Here is a 17,463-nt window from a genome sequence, read left to right as displayed (position 1 = left end):
TACAGCCTTTGGGCTCTACCACCAATGGGGAGTTCATGAGTATGGGAAAGGAGTCAAAGGTGTTAGTAGGTAATGCCGCGCTATATCGAGCGCCCCGGAGAGCTTTCGCGCTCGGCCGCCTGAAGGATGCGCTCACAAGATAGCCGATCAAGCGCGGAAGAGCGCTGTGCCAGTTGGTCCGCCAGCCAGCTGGTGGAGTGCTCTTCATCCCCAAGGGCTAGTTGTTCCAGCTGCCAGATAACATTCAGTAGGGTCTCACGCTCAAACCCGGTCTCAACCGCCTGGCTGGTAAACAGATGGGGTTCCAGTTGTTCCAAATCGTTGCGCTTGAGCACTAACTCCGCATAGGTAGGGTACCAGCGGCTGCTAAACGGTTCTGGCCGCTGGTGGTAGTCGAAGGTGATTCGCAGCCGGTTTCCGTCGGCATCTTCCAGAAGCGGGGTGTCATGTTCGTAGGCGGGCAGCGCTGGATTGTTCCGCAAGATATCCACGATGGCGTGCCAGTCACTGGCATTTTCGTAACAGAGCCGGACGGGCTCTACCAGTTCACGGGTCCCCTTGTGATCTTCCAAGGACAGTTTTTGGCCTGGACGGTACCAGTACAGGTTAAGAAGCTGCTCATCGGCCAGGTCTGCAAGATGTGCACTGGTTAGTGGCTCTTCAGACAATGCACTCAGGTGGTCAACGGCCTGCTGTACGCTGAGCCATTGCTTGCGGTGGAAGTGTTGCTTATTACCTGTAATTCCCATTCTATTCTCCCGGCGCAATTCTACGACCTGGAGCCCCAAGTTTAGCAGGATGCAATGCTGCTCCAGTTACTATCGTGCCTTTGCGGCGTGGGAAGATAAAAGTTACTAATTCATGGTTATAGAAAAGGTACAATGGCGCCTTTTCATATCCAGGACATACTGAAAAAATGAGGCCGCTCACCGGGCTGCTGTCACTGGTTTTATCCGTGCAGTTTGCGCTGATGTATCGCCGATAGATTCAGACTATTCAGTCAAAAAATATGGGGTTGAAATGCGTGTTACTCTCCCAGAGTTGCAGCGGTTTGATATTGCCTCTGGCGCGGCTAAAGCCTAGGCGCTCGGCGCATGAATTTATTGTAGTGGAGCAGTTTCCCATGAGCCATAAATATACACAGCCATGTTAATTGCGATAGGCAGCCTGTAGCCCGGATTATGTAAATACACTGATGAGAGCAGAGTCCGCTTAGTTTTTGATAAGTGGATTTCAAGATATTAAAAAAGAAACGGGTAACCTGTGAATATGGCGTGACAGCCTGACCTGTAAGCCCGGAAAATTAAAAGAGCCTTTAGATGTTTAACTTTCTCCCCTCGTTTTTACTGTTGGTCATATCTTCGGTGTTGCTGGCCATTAGCACATTGGTTTGTGCAGCCCCCATACTCTTGTTTTCAGTTTTTAGGTTTATTCTCCCTTTTGCCTTTCTGCAAAAACTTTTCATGGGTTTTTTTATTTCTTGGGCAGAAATGTGGATAACCCTAAATAAAGGCTGGATGAAGCTAACCCAAAGAGTCCAGGTGGATGTACAGGGGATAGAGCATCTCGATCAACATGGATGGTATCTGGTCACAGCGAACCATCAAAGCTGGGTTGATATCTTTATTATGCAGTCGATTTTTAATCGAAGAATTCCATTCCTGAAATTTTTTGTGAAGCAAGAGTTGATCAAAGTTCCTGTGATTGGAATGTGCTGGTGGGCACTCGACTTTCCATTTATGAAGCGTTACAGCAAAGAATTTTTGAAAAAACATCCAGAGATGCGCGGTAAGGATCTTGAAGCGACGAAAAAATCTTGCGAAAAGTTTAAACTAATGCCCACCAGTATTGTGAACTTCCTTGAAGGAACAAGGTTTAGCAAAGAGAAGCATCAAAGACAGCAATCGCCTTTCAAACATCTTCTAAAGCCCAAGTCCGGAGGGATTGCTTTTGCAATGCACTGTATGGGTGAGCAGTTGAACCAGCTACTGAATGTCACCATTGTTTACCCTGATGGTATACCTACTTTTAAAGATTTCCTTTCTGGTAAGTTAAAGAAAGTGATTGTTCGTATTGAGAAAGTCCAGTTGCCCAGCCGGTTTTTTGAGAGAGACTACGCAACCGATCAGGAGTTTCGGGTGGAGTTTAATCAGTGGGTAAATGAGTTATGGACTGAAAAGGATGCCCTGATTGATAAACTTTTAACAGAAAGCAGGGCTTAAGTGGGGTTCGTAGAGAGGTTCACTCGTGAGCCTCTCTACTGGCCGAACGTTACTATAGCCAAATAGGGAGCTGAGCCCGGATCTCCTCGGGTTCACAAGCCACCAGATTTTTTCCTGTTTCTCCTGCTATTGTTGCGCGGGTTGGAGATTTCAAGGCATCCCTCAAGCTGCCAACCATATAGGGTTCTGCGACAATATACAGTTTTTCGTACTGGCCCTCCTGTCTTCCCCTCTCCAGGGTATGTGCAATTTCTCTGGCAAAATTCTCACCTTCACGGCGATGTAATCCTGCAGAATTACCTACTGAGTGCCTTCCTTGACCATAGCTGTCGAAAGTGCGTCCGGGTGCATCACTCTCTTGGTCTCTTCCAGAGAGCCGTGATTCTGGATGGAGAAGTGCCTGGATTTCATTGAGATTTCCCGCGCGTTTGTTGGCTTCAAAAATTCGCGCTTGGGACTGGTTAGCCACAAGGACCCATGCTAAGGCCATGAACATATCCTCGTTTAACTGCCTTATTTAATCCTAGTAAATAGCCATATTGGCCACGAGCCCTGGTTGCTTATTGATGGATATGGAGGTGGAAATTCTCTTTAGGTGCACTTGGAAAGGAAGTTTTTAATATTTATATGTACAAAAGAAATATACGACAGCTCTCATATTCAATTTGTAATGGCTTTTATCGGCACTTAATCCCTTCGTTTGTCGCAGTATTTCCTAGACTGTACTCAAGATGTAACAGGCGCAAGACGGACTCTTGAGTTTTCTGGCGCCTTTTGCGGCTTAGCGTAAAAAGAGGTTGTAGATATGAGTCTGATTCCCAGAGGGTCCCTATTGGACCTTGATAATATGTTTGAACAAATGCTCTCACCGACCCGTGCAATCGGATCTGAACGCGAGGGATTTTTTTCTCCGCGTATTGATGTGAGTGAGCGCAAGAATATGTATGAAATTAGCGCTGAGCTGCCGGGAGTGGGTAAGGACGATATCAGTGTAACCCTAGAAAATGGGGTTTTGACCCTTGAAGCTGAGGTGCACCGCGAGGTTAAGGAGAAGAAGGATGGCCGCGTGCTTCGTCAGGAGCGGCGTTACGGCAAGTTCTTGCGAAGTTTCAATCTTGGTGAAGATGTTCGCGAAAGTGAGATTGATGCAAATTTCAAAGATGGGATTCTCACGCTCACGGTACCAAAACATGAGGGGCATCCCCCGCAAAGAAAGCGGATTGAAGTGCACTGATCTATAGGGGTTAAGGGTGATGGGTGTTACCCATCACTCTCTTTGGCATTTGTCTTAAGAGTTTTGAGGTACCTATGAAAGTTAAACACGCAATGCATGAGGGGGCTACCTGGTGCACCCCGGATACTCCACTACAGGAGTTGGCAAAAATATTGCGCGATGAGGATATTGGTGCAGTACCGATTGGAGAAAATGACAAGCTTGTAGGAATAGTGACTGATAGAGATATTGTATGTCGCGGTGTGGTTCAGGGAGGTAATCTAAGCTCTCTATCTGCCCGCGATGTTATGACAGAAGGGATTGAATGGTGCTGGGAGGAGGATGATCTGCTGTCTGCTGTCCACAAAATGGAGCAACAGCTGTTACGCCGGATGCCGGTACTCAATAGTGAAAAGCGCATGGTCGGTATTCTCAGCTTAGGGGACATCACCAGTGCCATCGCCAGCAAGCAGGGTGGGCAGTTCGCAGCAGCGGTCTCCTCGCACCACTGAGTGTGGGACTTAACGCATAATGCTCTTTACAGTCGTCAATCTATATTGGCGGCTGTTGGAAGTTTTAGTACCCTAGAGTGTCTTGTCTGAAGCCTGTGAATCCCTCGGCAAACTGATGGCTCCATCTACTACTGGGCTGTTGATAGTCTTATTTACTTCCTGTCTGAGCTTGATCATGTTCACGGTCGACCTCGATGTCCGTTAAATGTGATTATTTGGGAGGCGTGAAGGAAGAATCAGTCGTATAATCCCTACTTTTTTTGAGGTTACTTATGGCTGTGACTCAGGAGCAGTTGGCACAACGCAGTGGAAATCAGTGTGAGCTCTGTAAGGCAGAAAATGGCTTGGCGGTTTATGACGTACCCCAGTCAGAGGGTTATCCAGATGCGGCGGTATTATTGTGTCAAACCTGTAGGGACCAGCTGGAAAATCCTGCACAGCTGGAAAGTGCGCATTGGCAGTGTCTGTCGGAGTCTATGTGGAGTACCGAGCCGGCAATTCAAGTGTTGGCATGGCGTATTCTAAAGCGCTTATCTGGCGAGACCTGGGCCCAAGACTTGTTTGATATGTTGTATTTGGATGGCGATTTGCTGGCCTGGGCAGAGGCTGGGGCAATACCAGAGGCTGGTGAGTTGGTGATTCATCGGGATAGTAATGGTGCCCAGTTACAAGCTGGAGATAATGTAGTTATTATCAAAGACTTGGATGTAAAAGGAAGCAGTTTGGTTGCAAAACGGGGAACGGCAGTTCGCGGTATCAGCTTAAGCGATAATCCTGAGCATATCGAAGGGCGGGTCGAGGGTCAGAGAATTGTTATTCTGACAAAGTTTGTGAAAAAGAGTGGCTGATAAATATTTTAGAAATATCTTAATTTTCTGAAAAGGGGATCTGCCGGCGGACCCGAAATACTCTCCCTATCCGTCTTAAATATGAAAATAAGAAAGGTATAGTTTACCTTTCTTATTTTTTTGCAAAATATTTCCGCTTTTATCAATTAACTGATAATTTTTAGAGCAAAATACGGTGTAATATTGAAGACGATAATAGCAATTTTGTATTGTGCCAGATATTGAAAGTATGCACGGCCTAAATCTTGTTCATTAAGCTCAAATATTCGGGCGTGAATCCTGGTGATCGACTTTCTCAGGCAGACAAGTCCAAGAGTTGATAGCAGTAGTATCAATATGTTTATAATCGAAGCCCAGCCTAAAAATAGTGTTAGATTTTCAGTTTCCATGTGAAATTTCCTTGCGGTTTTTTCTCGTATAAAACCGACAGTTTTATGAGTAGATAGTGGAAAGTGCCACAATAGTCAGGCACTAGCCTCCAAATAAATTTCGTTTGTGGATAGGGGCAGTCCCAGTTAGTTGCAAAGCTATTTTATATGATACAGCTATTGTCCGATGCTCTTTATTCCTAGACACTGTGTGATAGTGAAAATGAGAGGTTGGCAATATGGTAGCTATAAAACATGAAGCCTATCTATGAAATTCGCAGTGGTGCGCTGGCTGGGTTTAATCTATTGGTGCCACAGCTCGGTGGTCAGTCATCAGATTTTTTAGCGCAAGTGGGGCTTCCTGCGGATTGTACACGTCGTCCAAATATCTTGATCCCCATTGCAACGCTGGTAGACCTCCTTAATTTGTGTTCACGGGACTTGTCCTGTAGTGACTTTGGCTTGCGATTGGCGGGGAAGCAAGGGCTGCGTATGCTGGGTGTCCTTGGTAAGCTGATACTGGAAAGTGAGAATCTATCCAGTGCTTTGACAGTAACTCATCGGTATATGGTGTTACACAACCAGGCGGACCACTGGAAAATTTACCAAACCGATGACTGCTTGATTGCAGAGAGAGTTAATCACTTCCCCGACGCAATTCCCGCGCAACAGTATACTGAACTTTCAGTAGGAGCCGCCTATCGCCTGATACAGGAGATGGTTGGCTCCAAAGTATCTCCCCGCTCTGTTTCATTTCGGCATAAACCCCAATCTTCGTTGAGTAGTTACCAAAATTTTTTTGGCATTGAGGCTAGTTTTGAGCAAGATCGAGATCGCTTGGTTTTTGATGGATCATTGATGAACTATCCCCTCGCTAAACCCAGCAGCGGTCTTATGAGATATTTTGAGGAGTTTTCCAAGTGCTTATTGGCAGAGCACAAGGGTGATATCAGCCGACAGGTTCAAGTCTTAATCCTTCAAACTCTCGGGGCCCAGCAGCACTCCCTGGAGCAAGTTTCTCGGTTACTCGGTATGCCAATGAGAACGCTTCAGCGCCGCTTAAATGAAGCGGGAACCTCCTTTAAGCAGTTGGTACAGGGGGCGCGAATGAAGACTGCCCGCTGGCATCTACGGGCCTCAAGTATTGACGTGGGATTACTATCAGCAAGTTTGGGCTACACCGATATCAGTGCTTTCTCAAAAGCATTTCGAGCCATTCATGGAAGCTCCCCACTGCAGTGGAGGAAGCGACAAGCTATTAATTGTTAATCAATTAAAGGAATTATTTTTAATAATGGTTCAGCGCTACCACTTATTACTATAAGGGTGAGCTTTTAGATTTTTCCTGATTTTACTTCAGCAGCGGCGCTTGGCTTTGCACCAATAATCCTAGGGGACTATGCTGGGCGCCACTGGAACGAATGATGAAAGGCAGAATTGAAAATGAGTGCAGAGACAATCCGTTGTAAAGCAGCTGTAGCTTGGGGGCCTGGGGAGCGTTTGGTTATTGAGGATGTCGATGTTATGCCTCCCCAACAGGGTGAAGTTCGCGTGAAATTACACGCCACCGGCGTTTGTCACACAGATGCGTTCACTTTGTCAGGAGATGATCCTGAAGGGGTATTCCCGGCAATCCTCGGCCACGAAGGTGCGGGTGTTGTTGAGTCCGTTGGTGAGGGGGTGACCAGTGTCTCTGTCGGGGATCATGTGATTCCTTTGTATACCCCTGAATGTGGCGAATGTAAGTTTTGTCTCTCTGGAAAGACCAATTTGTGCCAAAAAATCCGGGGCACCCAGGGCAAAGGATTAATGCCTGACGGTTCGACACGCTTTTCGGTAGATGGGAAACCCATTTTCCATTATATGGGTTGCTCTACTTTTTCTGAGTACACAGTCCTTCCTGAGATATCTGTGGCCAAAATTAATCCCGAAGCCCCCTCAAATGAGGTTTGTTTGCTGGGCTGTGGTGTTACTACGGGAATGGGAGCCGTTACCAATACAGCCAAGGTTGAGCCGGGTTCCTGTGTGGCAATTTTTGGTTTGGGTGGAATTGGTTTATCCGCAGTGATCGGAGCCAAGATGGCTGGCGCCTCACGAATTATTGGTGTCGATATTAATGAGGACAAATTTGCGCTGGCGAAGAAACTGGGGGCCACTGAGTGTATTAACCCCAAGGCTTACGATAAGCCTATCCAAGAGGTTATCGTAGAGCTTACCGATGGCGGAGTGGATTATTCTTTTGAGTGTGTGGGCAATGTTAACCTGATGAGAGCTGCCTTGGAGTCTTGCCACAAAGGATGGGGGGAATCCATTATTATTGGAGTGGCAGGTGCGGGACAGGAAATCAGTACACGCCCATTCCAGTTGGTTACAGGGCGGGTTTGGAAGGGATCAGCATTCGGCGGTGTAAAGGGGCGCTCTGAATTGCCTTCTTTCGTAGAGCGTTACCTGGCTGGAGAATTTAAATTGAATGACTTTATTACTCACTCAATGCCCCTTGAGCAAATAAATGATGCCTTCGATTTAATGCACGAAGGTAAAAGTATTCGCAGTGTTATTCATTTCCAGCAGGCTTGATAGGAACACTTAAAATGTCGATTGAATTGGTTGGCAGTACTAAATCTTTTGACGGTTTGCAGCAGCGTTACCGACATAAATCCAGCACGCTCAACTGTTCTATGGTCTTCTCCATTTTTTTACCACAGGATGCAGAGGGGAATACACAGAGGAAATATCCTGTTGTTTATTGGCTATCGGGCTTGACGTGCACGGATGAAAACTTCAGTCAAAAGGCTGGTGCTCAGAGAGTCGCTGCAGAGTTAGGGATTATCTTAGTGATACCCGATACGAGCCCCAGAGGAGACGATGTGGCGGATGACCCGGGTTATGATCTGGGGCAGGGGGCTGGTTTTTATGTAAATGCGACTCAAGAACCCTGGAAGCAGCATTATCAAATGTATGACTACATCGTGGATGAACTTCCAAGCCTGGTAGAACTTCATTTCCCCACCAATGATCGACGCGGGATTTGCGGACATTCTATGGGCGGGCACGGTGCCCTGGTCATCGGTCTGCGAAACCCCAAGCGATATCAATCAATTTCTGCTTTTAGTCCAATTTGTAATCCTATTGCTTGCCCTTGGGGAGAAAAGGCGCTGGGAACTTACTTGGGAGCTGATCCCAAGAGCTGGGAGCCATATGACGCAACAGTGCTAATGGGGCGCGCTGTAGAGAAAACGCCGATTTTGGTTTCTCAGGGAGAACAGGATGAGTTTCTTGAGGAGCAGCTGAGACCACATTCCCTGCAAACAGCTGCCGAAGCCAGTGATTATCCTCTTCGGATAGAGCACCATGCAGGCTACGATCACAGTTACTATTTCATCGCTTCATTTATTGAGGAGCACTTAAGGTTCCATGCAGACTCATTGTTGAGCAGACATATATATTAGGCTGGATAAATTACGGACTAGTGAAATTAGCCCCTCAGTTGAGGGGCTGTTTGGGCAAAGGGCTTTGCGCCCTGGCAAGTTGCTATGTATAAAGCGATACGAGCAGAATACATAGAGCCAAAGTGAGAGGCGTAAGCTTATCGTGCAACCGCCCGACACTCGCCAATAATTTCAGCTCTGTTCTGGTCAAAAGTTTGTTCGATCAGGAACCAGCCATTGGGACAGAAGCCACTTTCGGCTAGCAAGAGTTCCATTCTCTGCCGGGCAACTTTCTTCACATCTCCAGAATTGGCGCCGCCGGGACCGCCACTGCCGCTGGGACCACCACCGCCTGGGCCACCACTACCCTTACCGCCGCCGGGACCACCACCGGGACCACCGCCACCCGGACCTCCACGCCTACTGCCTTGGCCCTTGGGACCAGCCCCAATGGTTGCCTTGTAGGTAAAGCGACGATGGCCCAGTTCAGTGATGTCAGTGACAAATGATTCAGTGGTGGGGATCTCTGGTGTAGAGCTACAGCCAGCAGCGATCAAAATCACAGCTGCAGATGCAAAGAGATGAACCTTCATTATTGTTACCCCGTATTTTGATAAAAGCTTTAGTCAGACATTAGCTAACCACAAATGTTGGTTAAGCAGAGTAAACATTTGTAAAGGGGGGCAATAGCAGCAGGATTGTTTGTGCTCAAACCCAAAACTGTAAGGTACTGCATGTCCCGGAAGGTTCCGTTGTAGAATCCTCAATAGTTTGCTCTATCCACAATATAGCTGCATTTTTTAGAGGGTTTCCGATAAATTTGAGATACTTCTGGTGATCAGAACAAGTCCCAAAGAGAAGCTATGGTTTATCTGGATGCCATTTAGGCCGACTCTTAAGGAAGCCGGAGATAATATGGAATTAATCAGAGTTTTCTAAATAATACCCTTGGTAGCAAAGTGGTACGTGAATTGCCAACAATACTTAATATAAAGAGTTTTCCTATGAAACAAGCACTGCTTGCATTACTTGGATGCACTTTTGCAGGAATATGTTCTGCAGAGTCACTCAGCATTGAACGGTTATTCTCCGACCCGGCTCTGGGTGGTACTGCTCCCCGTGCGCTGGAATATTCACCTGATGGGCAGCGCGTAACTTTCCTCAAAGGTAGAGCTGAAGATTACAACCGTTACGATCTTTGGGAGTACAACCTGAAAGACGGTCAGTCCCGAATTTTGGTCAATTCCGATAGCTTGCACAGCGGTAGTGAAACTCTTTCGGATGAGGAAAAGGCAAGACGGGAGCGCCAGCGAATTTATGGTAGTGGAATAATGGAGTACAGCTGGTCCGAGGATGGTCGGTCTCTGTTGTTCCCTTTGGCCGGCGATATTTACTATTACGATCTCAAAGACCGTTCTTCGCGTCGACTGACTGAAACGGAAACCTTTGAAACCGATGTAAAGGTCTCTCCCGAGGGGCACTTTGTTTCGTTTATTCGCAACCAAAATATCTATATTGTCGATCTGAAAACCGGTAGGGAAAAGCAGCTAACCAGCGACGGCAAAGATCATATTAAAAATGGAATGGCTGAGTTTGTTGCCCAGGAGGAAATGGACCGGATGACCGGTTATTGGTGGTCTCCTGATGATCGGCATATTGCTTTCCTGCAAGTTGATGAGTCGCCAGTTGATCAGGTAACCCGTAGCGAAATCTATGCGGATCGTATCGAAATGATACAGCAACGTTACCCCGCTGCTGGGCGTGCGAACGCAAAAATCCGACTTGGCCTTATAGATATTGATTCGGGGGATATCCGTTGGGTCAACCTGGGAGATAATCAGGATATTTATATTCCCCGAGTAAAATGGGCCCGTGATCACCTGTTAACTTTCCAGTGGCAATCTCGAGACCAGCAAAAGTTAGAGCTTCGTGCTTACAATCTCAATACGGGAAAAACCCGAACGCTCCTTACCGAGTCCAGCGATACCTGGGTTAACCTGAGCCATGATCTCCACTTTTTGGAAAATAGCGATGCTTTTATTTGGTCATCGGAGAGGGATGGCTTCAAACACCTGTATAAATATGATTTTGGCGGCGGATTACAGGCACAATTGACTAAGGGAGATTGGGTGGTTGACGAGTTAGAGGCTGTTGATGAGCAGGCTAACCGTTTGTATTTTACCGCACGGAAAGATACTCCAATCGAGAGGCATCTCTATGCAGTCTCCCTGCAGGGGGAGAGCGACATTAAGAGAATTTCACAGCGTAGTGGTATGCACTCTATCGAATTTTCTGAGGATGCCTCTGGATATATTGATAAATTTTCCAGCGTTACCACGCCCCCTCAGGTGAGCCTGCACAGCAGCTCAGGGACCAGAGTTACCTGGCTTGAGCAGAATGCTGTAAATCGTGATCACCCTCTCTATCCTTTTAAAGATCAATGGATCACTCCGGAATTTGGCAGTATTGAGGCGCCCCATGGCCAGGAGCTTTTCTACCGCTTGTACAAACCTGCTAATTTTGATGCGAAGAAAAGTTACCCGGTAATGGTGTTTGTCTATGGTGGTCCACACGCTCAGGTGGTTACCAATAGCTGGGATAAACTATTCAACCAGTATATGGCCCAACAGGGTTATATTGTTTTTTCCCTAGATAATCGTGGTTCAGCAAACCGCGGTACCGCTTTTGAGAATCCTATCTTTAAGAATATGGGATCTCCTGAAGTGGAAGATCAAATTACCGGCGTTGAATTCCTGCGCACCCTGCCTTACGTTGATAAAAATAAAGTAGGTATCTTCGGCCACAGCTACGGTGGTTACATGGCACTGATGAGTATGTTCAAAGCCGGAGACTACTTTAAGGCGGGGGTATCGGGTGCGCCGGTTACGGACTGGACGCTGTATGATACCCATTACACTGAGCGTTATATGGGCAATCCAACTAAGGATATGGATGCCTATGAGGCATCTTCTGTGTTTCCCTATGCGAAGGGCTTACAAGGTGATCTGCTGATTTATCATGGCATGGCGGATGACAATGTGTTGTTTACCAATACCACCAAACTCATAAAACAGTTGCAGGATAACGGCCAACAATTTGAGCTGATGACTTATCCAGGCAAGAAGCATAGCTTGCGCGGTAAGCAGACTCGTATTCACCAATACAGCATGATCAAGCGCTTTTTTGATCGGCATTTAAAGGGGCAGGATTAAAACTTAAATAATCTCCCAGAAGAAAAAAACCGAGGCTAGCCTCGGTTTTTTTCTTTATTGAGGTACATGATCCCTAAGACTGAGGCTTATCAACCCGATCCAAATTCATTACTTTGGTCCAGGCCTGCACAAAATCATTTACAAACTTGTCAGCGCCATCACTAGAAGCATAAACCTCTGCGACTGCCCTTAATTCAGAGTTTGAACCAAAAATCAGATCTACAGGTGTGGCTGTCCACTTTGCCTGGCCACTTTTGCGATCTTTTCCTTCATAGATACCCTCTGATTTTGCCGACTTGGACCAGACAGTAGACATATCGAGCAGGTTCACAAAGAAATCATTCGTCAGTGTGCCGGGGCGCTGAGTAAGTACACCATTCTGTGAGGAGTCGGTATTTGCATTAAGTGCGCGCATTCCTCCAACCAGAACAGTCATTTCAGGCACACTCAGGGTTAACAGACTGGCTTTATCAACAAATAACTCTGTAGGGGTTCTTCCATAACCATCGCCAAAGTAGTTGCGGAAACCATCGGCCAGAGGTTGTAGTACCGCAAAAGAATTAACATCTGTTTGTTCCTGGGAAGCATCGGTGCGTCCAGGTTTGAAAGGGACCTGAATTTTATGCCCGCCCTGCTCTGCAGCTTTTTCAATGGCTGCTGCGCCCCCAAGTACAATGATATCTGCCATTGAGATTTTTTTGCCCCCGGATTGGGAACTGTTAAATTCCTGCTGGACTTTTTCCAGCGATGCCAGGACTTGTGATAGTTCAGTGGGATCATTTACCGACCAGTCCTTTTGGGGTTCCAGGCGAAGACGGCCACCATTGGCGCCACCGCGAAAATCTGAACCACGGAAGGTAGAAGCAGAGGCCCAGGCAGTCCTCACCAGATCGGGAACGCTAATGCCTGCCGCCATTATTTTTGCTTTGAGAGAATCTATATCCCGGCTGTCAATTAGCGGGTGATCAACTTTGGGGATAGGGTCTTGCCAAATTAAATCTTCTTCGGGCACCTCCGCTCCCAAGTAGCGCGCGCGAGGGCCCATATCCCGATGAGTCAACTTGAACCAGGCCTTGGCAAAAGCGCGTTGAAATTCTTCCGGATTTTCCTGAAACCGCTTGGCAATTTTTTTGTAGCTGGGATCGAACTTAAGGGATAAATCCGTGGTAAACATGATGGGGGCATGGCGCTTATTCTTGTCGAATGCATCGGGCACCAGATTTGCCGCGCTCTGATCATCGGGAATCCACTGAACGGCACCAGCTGGACTTTTTGTTTTGACCCAATTGAATTTAAACAGATTGTCCAGATACTGCTGGCTCCAATTGATTGGGGCGGCAGACCAGGCCCCTTCCAGGCCGGATGTCATTGTGTCGTCGGCATTACCTTTCCCACACTTATTTTTCCAGCCAAGCCCCTGCTGCTCAATTGGGGCGGCGGCGGGCTCTGGGCCGAGGCAATCAGCCTTCACTGCACCGTGAGCCTTACCAAAAGTATGGCCTCCGGCAATCAAGGCTACTGTCTCTTCGTCATTCATCGCCATGCGGGCAAAGGTTTCGCGGATATCTGTGGCGGCAGCCACCGGATCGGGATTGCCGTTGGGGCCCTCCGGGTTGACATAAATAAGCCCCATTTGCACAGCACCCAGGGGTTTGTCCAGCTCCCGATTGCCGGTGTAACGCTCATCCGCCAGCATCTTAGTTTCGGGCCCCCAATAAACCAGGTCGGGCTCCCAGTCATCCTGTCGCCCCCCGGCAAATCCGTAAGTGGGGAACCCCATGGACTCCAGGGCTACATTGCCGGTTAGCACCATAAGATCAGCCCAGGACAGTTTGCGCCCATATTTTTGTTTGATGGGCCAGAGTAGACGGCGGGCTTTATCGAGGTTGGCATTATCAGGCCAGCTGTTGAGGGGATCGAAACGCTGTTGGCCGCCACGGGCACCACCGCGACCATCACCGATCCGGTAGGTGCCAGCGCTGTGCCAGGCCATTCGGATCATAAATGGGCCGTAATGACCGTAGTCTGCGGGCCACCAGTCCTGTGAAGTTTTGAGCTGAGTTTCGATGTCCTGTTTTACCGCTTTAAGGTCCAGGGTTTGGAATTCGGTAGCGTAATCAAAGTCGTCACCCATTGGATTGGATCTGGGGGAGTGCTGTCTGAGCGGGCGTAGGTCGAGTTGGTCTGGCCACCAGAACCTATTGGACTTTGGTTGCCCTTCAACTGCGCCCTCAAGAATGACGGGATCAGTCACCACTTCCTCATTGGTGTCTGCGGCATAGAGTGGCGCGGTTATAAACAATGAGACTATTAAAGCGGCACAACTACGATTATATTTTATTAGCATCGAAAGTGTCTCCGTACGATCGTTGATACATCCTTCGTTTCACTATTACTCATCGTAATGATATAGGCGACTTGCTGCGATTTAGTAAGGTTACTTTCGGTTTACGATAGCACCTGATTCATCTATCCAGCAGATAGTATAGCGGGTAAATAGTATAAGAATTTACCGGTATAAGGATTAAAAGTAATCAATAAGGTAAATTAAAAAACTTAATAACCAAGCCTATTTGTTGAGTGGCGATATGGGCTGGTGTAGTTTTATTTATAGGGTGTTTTGTCTGGGGCCTATTGCATTATTATGTGGGTGTCGTTTGGTGGAATATACAGGTTGTGGGTTATATGACTCCGGGAATTGCCTTATTAAAAAAGAATAATATCAGTCACAAGGTTCATGAGTATAGACACGACTCTTCAAGTGATTCTTACGGTTTGGAAGCATCACAAAAATTGGGAGTTGCTGAGGAGAGAGTGTTTAAAACGTTGGTAGTTGCGCTGGGCAATAAAAAGTTAGTTGTTGGTGTTGTTCCGGTTTCGACGATGCTTAACCTGAAACTTATTGCAAGAGCTGCCGGGGCAAAGAAGGCGATAATGGCCGCTCCAGCTGATGTAGAGAGATCAACAGGTTATGTTTTGGGCGGCGTTAGCCCGCTTGGGCAAAAAAAGCGCTTGAAGACTATCCTTGATCTATCGATTCAAAATCACTCAACCATTTTTGTGAGTGCTGGCCGTAGGGGACTGGAAATAGAGTTAAGTCCAGATGACCTGATAAAGGCTGTCGATGGCAATCTAGCTAAAATTTGTGAGTAACTGAGCCGGGCAGTTCCTGATGTGAGGGTTTATTAGCTTCAAGGTGAATAGCTATTGCCTTCTCAAAAGTAGTGCATGAAGAAATCAGTAAGTTAGTTGTTATTGAAACTGGGCTCTCCCTGGGGAGAGCCCAAAAAGTATTAATTACAGAGTGTCTGCATTGTCAGGAGAGGGCTCTGTCCACTCTCTTTGGAGCTTATATCGAGGCCATTAATGCCTCCCTCTGAAGCGATCACCAGGCCGTGATTACTAGCGTTGAGCCAGCGGTCCACTATACCGGAGGCTCCCAGGTCAATGAGGTGTCGACCAGTAGAAGAGGGCGTAAAGCTACCCACCTGAAGCCCAAGAATCGAGCTGCCGCCAACAGAGTCCCATGTAGCGGATTCCTCTTGCCAGCTTTGTGTCGCCATATATATGCCATAGCTGTTGCTGGATGTATTGATGACATTCAGTTCGAGTGTCGCATCAATATATTGCTGACAACTTAAATCGGATAAATCGAAGCGAATCAGGCTATACATTGTGCCGTAGATCAAATCGCTACCATCGGCGAGAAGTCCATCGCTGTCACCATCGAAATTGTCATCTTCCTTTCTGGAGGAGATAAAGACATCATCTGAGGCAACTTGGGATATCTTTTCGCTGACAGTGTCACTGCAGTCTGCAACCACCTTGAGGGCTGGTGCAATACCGGTTTCCTTTGATGAGATATCTACGCCATTGCTTCCATTTTGCGCGGCGATGACCATCCCGGTATTTTCAGCGTTTAGCCAGTCTTCCAGAATACCAGAAGAGCTTAAATCCAGGGTTAGGGTTCCAGTGGATGAAGGAATAAAGCTGGCTGCCAATTGTGAAAGCACTCCCGATCCGCCGACTGAATCCCAAGTGACTGATTCTTCGTCCCAGTCAGATTCGGCCAGGTAAATTCCATAATCGTTGGTGGAGCGGTTGGTAATATTTAATTCAAGCTTAACTGAATTTATTGCTGAACAATTGGCGATATTGGAGAGGTCAAATTTGATTAATGAGTAGAGAGTTCCGTAGGTACTATCGCTACCATCTGCCAGTAGCCCGTCTGAGTCACTGTCGAAATTACTGGATGAATAGCGGGAAGAGATAAAGGCATCATCTGCTACGGGTAGGGTTACCTCGCCGTTGTCACTGCTATCCTCGACAATGACACTCCTGCCAACACTATTTTGTGCAAGAACCATAGATTCGCCAATTCGGTTGGCACTCCACCAGTTAATGTCCTCTGGTAAAGCAAGGGGGTCATTGGCGCGATCTTCACGGGTCAGGATACTGGCGCTGTCGTCAAATTGGGCCGTGCGGACGCTCAGCTCATCAGGACTAACTTGTATCACTTTAAACTGCTGGATGCTGGCCATATCGATGGTCCAAAACTTGGCATCATTGGCGGAACGGGCCGGAGCCCCCCAACTGCCTTCACCCACATAGACAGTGCCTCCGGTATCACTGGTAGAAAAATCACTATTGCCCGGGGCGACGACTTCAGTGAGCTTGGTCAGGTGGGTATCTGATTCGACCACTAGGTTCATGGCGTAGTCATAAAATGGCTCTGCCCACCAATTGAATAATGTGGGGTTATCGGACTTGCCACTGTAATGGGGGAACATGGGCTTGTGGTATTGGGCAAAACGCCAATTGCTGTAGGCGCCACTTGTAGCTAAATCATCTTCCAGCCAGTTGTTCATAGCCGTTGCATAAGATGACCAGCCACTTTCCTGAAATTGGCTGTTTAGGGTGTAGACGCGTAAGAGGGGGGAAATCTGTACGGCGCCGTAAGTATCGCTGGGGCTACAGCTACTATCTGCATTGAAGTCGACTCCAAATACCTGGCAAATAGTGGAGTAGTTGTCATCTTCATGATTTCCATGGGTGGGAATTAAGGGGTAAATGCGTTGGTAGCTATACCCATCAATTTCATCGCTGGAATAAGTCAGGGTCCAGTCTTGTAAAAACTCATCCATCTCTGATGCGCTGTTGGCGTTAGTAAAATCGCCGCCGTGCATAACAGCCAGCGGACGGATCTTAGCCAGCAGTGCATTCCCCTCACGCCGGGTTGTGTGTCCGGTGCGGGTATCGCCTCCAGCAATAATCACAAATGGGGACTCATCGTCAGGTGCAGTTTTAAACCAGAAACGATCGCCACAGCCATCCTGGTCACAGATCCGGTAATAAACCTCTGAATTCGGTGTCAGGTTTTCCAGTCTTACAAAGTAGCTATTTAAGCTACCGTCGAACGTAGCTGCGGTATCAACTGATCGACTGCTCCAACTATTTTCATTGGTTGAGTAGCCAAAATTGATATAAGGGTTATTACTATTACCGTCCGGTGAAAATCCAATGACAGCACTGGTAGAGGCATCGCCATCCCAGGCCAATCTGTGATATTTGGTCGCTGAGTTGGCATCAATTGCCAAACATAGAGTCGAGAAAGCAAAAGCAGTGCTTAAGAACCGTCTCATGGGGGATTCCTGTAAGTA

At 47.5% G+C, this 17,463-nt stretch carries 15 protein-coding genes; 9 read left to right on the top strand and 6 right to left on the bottom strand.

Translation table 11 applies throughout. From position 1 onward, the window contains the following. Positions 1-80 precede the first annotated feature (80 nt). Positions 81-749, bottom strand: coding sequence for a hypothetical protein (locus tag ACJJIE_RS13680; RefSeq protein ID WP_413663348.1), 669 nt, complete (start codon positions 747-749; stop codon positions 81-83). A 570-nt stretch (positions 750-1,319) separates the two neighbouring features. On the opposite strand from ACJJIE_RS13680, the gene yihG reads away from it, so the two are divergent. Then, a complete protein-coding gene (gene yihG, locus ACJJIE_RS13675) occupies positions 1,320-2,222 on the top strand; it encodes a 1-acylglycerol-3-phosphate O-acyltransferase, YihG family (RefSeq protein ID WP_444892045.1) in 903 nt (300 codons plus the stop codon). A 52-nt stretch (positions 2,223-2,274) separates the two neighbouring features. On the opposite strand, the gene ACJJIE_RS13670 is transcribed toward yihG, so the two are convergent. Then, on the bottom strand, positions 2,275-2,712 hold the full coding sequence (locus tag ACJJIE_RS13670) for a host attachment protein (RefSeq protein WP_282931224.1): 438 nt from the start codon (positions 2,710-2,712) through the stop codon (positions 2,275-2,277). Between the two features lie 315 nt (positions 2,713-3,027). Here ACJJIE_RS13670 and ACJJIE_RS13665 point away from each other — a divergent pair, with 315 nt between their 5' ends. The 3 genes from ACJJIE_RS13665 to ACJJIE_RS13655 all read left to right on the top strand — a co-directional run bounded on the left by ACJJIE_RS13665 (position 3,028) and on the right by ACJJIE_RS13655 (position 4,795). Then, complete coding sequence (locus ACJJIE_RS13665; RefSeq protein ID WP_282931225.1) at positions 3,028-3,456, top strand: Hsp20/alpha crystallin family protein; 429 nt, start codon at positions 3,028-3,030, stop codon at positions 3,454-3,456. 74 nt (positions 3,457-3,530) lie between these two features. Then, positions 3,531-3,947 carry a CBS domain-containing protein gene (locus ACJJIE_RS13660; protein WP_282931226.1) on the top strand — a complete coding sequence of 139 codons (417 nt, stop codon included), beginning with the start codon at positions 3,531-3,533 and terminating at the stop codon, positions 3,945-3,947. A 272-nt stretch (positions 3,948-4,219) separates the two neighbouring features. After that, positions 4,220-4,795, top strand: coding sequence for a PhnA domain-containing protein (locus tag ACJJIE_RS13655; protein ID WP_282931227.1), 576 nt, complete (start codon positions 4,220-4,222; stop codon positions 4,793-4,795). Positions 4,796-4,941: 146 nt separating this feature from the next. Here the strand turns inward: ACJJIE_RS13655 and ACJJIE_RS13650 are convergent, their stop codons facing one another. Continuing rightward, a complete protein-coding gene (locus tag ACJJIE_RS13650; protein ID WP_353057013.1) occupies positions 4,942-5,184 on the bottom strand; it encodes a DUF6868 family protein in 243 nt (80 codons plus the stop codon). A 234-nt stretch (positions 5,185-5,418) separates the two neighbouring features. Between ACJJIE_RS13650 and ACJJIE_RS13645 the strand changes: the two genes are divergently transcribed. The 3 genes from ACJJIE_RS13645 to fghA all read left to right on the top strand — a co-directional run bounded on the left by ACJJIE_RS13645 (position 5,419) and on the right by fghA (position 8,612). Next, positions 5,419-6,432 carry an AraC family transcriptional regulator gene (locus ACJJIE_RS13645; protein ID WP_282931228.1) on the top strand — a complete coding sequence of 338 codons (1,014 nt, stop codon included), beginning with the start codon at positions 5,419-5,421 and terminating at the stop codon, positions 6,430-6,432. A 174-nt stretch (positions 6,433-6,606) separates the two neighbouring features. Further along, the gene (locus ACJJIE_RS13640) at positions 6,607-7,740 is read left to right on the top strand and encodes an S-(hydroxymethyl)glutathione dehydrogenase/class III alcohol dehydrogenase (RefSeq protein WP_444892044.1); all 1,134 of its coding nucleotides are present in this window, start codon (positions 6,607-6,609) and stop codon (positions 7,738-7,740) included. 14 nt (positions 7,741-7,754) lie between these two features. Continuing rightward, positions 7,755-8,612 (top strand): S-formylglutathione hydrolase, encoded by an 858-nt coding sequence (fghA, locus tag ACJJIE_RS13635; protein WP_444892043.1) that lies wholly within the window; start codon positions 7,755-7,757, stop codon positions 8,610-8,612. Positions 8,613-8,749: 137 nt separating this feature from the next. On the opposite strand, the gene ACJJIE_RS13630 is transcribed toward fghA, so the two are convergent. Beyond that, positions 8,750-9,184 carry a hypothetical protein gene (locus ACJJIE_RS13630; RefSeq protein ID WP_282931231.1) on the bottom strand — a complete coding sequence of 145 codons (435 nt, stop codon included), beginning with the start codon at positions 9,182-9,184 and terminating at the stop codon, positions 8,750-8,752. A 411-nt stretch (positions 9,185-9,595) separates the two neighbouring features. Here ACJJIE_RS13630 and ACJJIE_RS13625 point away from each other — a divergent pair, with 411 nt between their 5' ends. Continuing rightward, positions 9,596-11,803, top strand: coding sequence for a S9 family peptidase (locus ACJJIE_RS13625; RefSeq protein WP_444892042.1), 2,208 nt, complete (start codon positions 9,596-9,598; stop codon positions 11,801-11,803). Between the two features lie 73 nt (positions 11,804-11,876). Here ACJJIE_RS13625 and katG read toward each other — a convergent pair whose 3' ends face one another. Further along, on the bottom strand, positions 11,877-14,150 hold the full coding sequence (gene katG, locus ACJJIE_RS13620; RefSeq protein ID WP_444892041.1) for a catalase/peroxidase HPI: 2,274 nt from the start codon (positions 14,148-14,150) through the stop codon (positions 11,877-11,879). A gap of 338 nt (positions 14,151-14,488) precedes the next feature. Here katG and ybaK point away from each other — a divergent pair, with 338 nt between their 5' ends. Further along, positions 14,489-14,956 (top strand): Cys-tRNA(Pro) deacylase, encoded by a 468-nt coding sequence (gene ybaK / locus ACJJIE_RS13615; protein ID WP_282931234.1) that lies wholly within the window; start codon positions 14,489-14,491, stop codon positions 14,954-14,956. 140 nt (positions 14,957-15,096) lie between these two features. Here the strand turns inward: ybaK and ACJJIE_RS13610 are convergent, their stop codons facing one another. After that, entirely contained in the window at positions 15,097-17,445 is a 2,349-nt protein-coding gene (locus ACJJIE_RS13610) for a DNRLRE domain-containing protein (protein ID WP_444892040.1), read from the bottom strand. Positions 17,446-17,463 lie beyond the last annotated feature (18 nt).

Source organism: Microbulbifer maximicatervae (SeqCode) (assembly GCF_052467325.1).
Note: the sequence above shows the minus strand (reverse complement) of the source record. Positions and strands in the feature narration are given on the sequence as shown.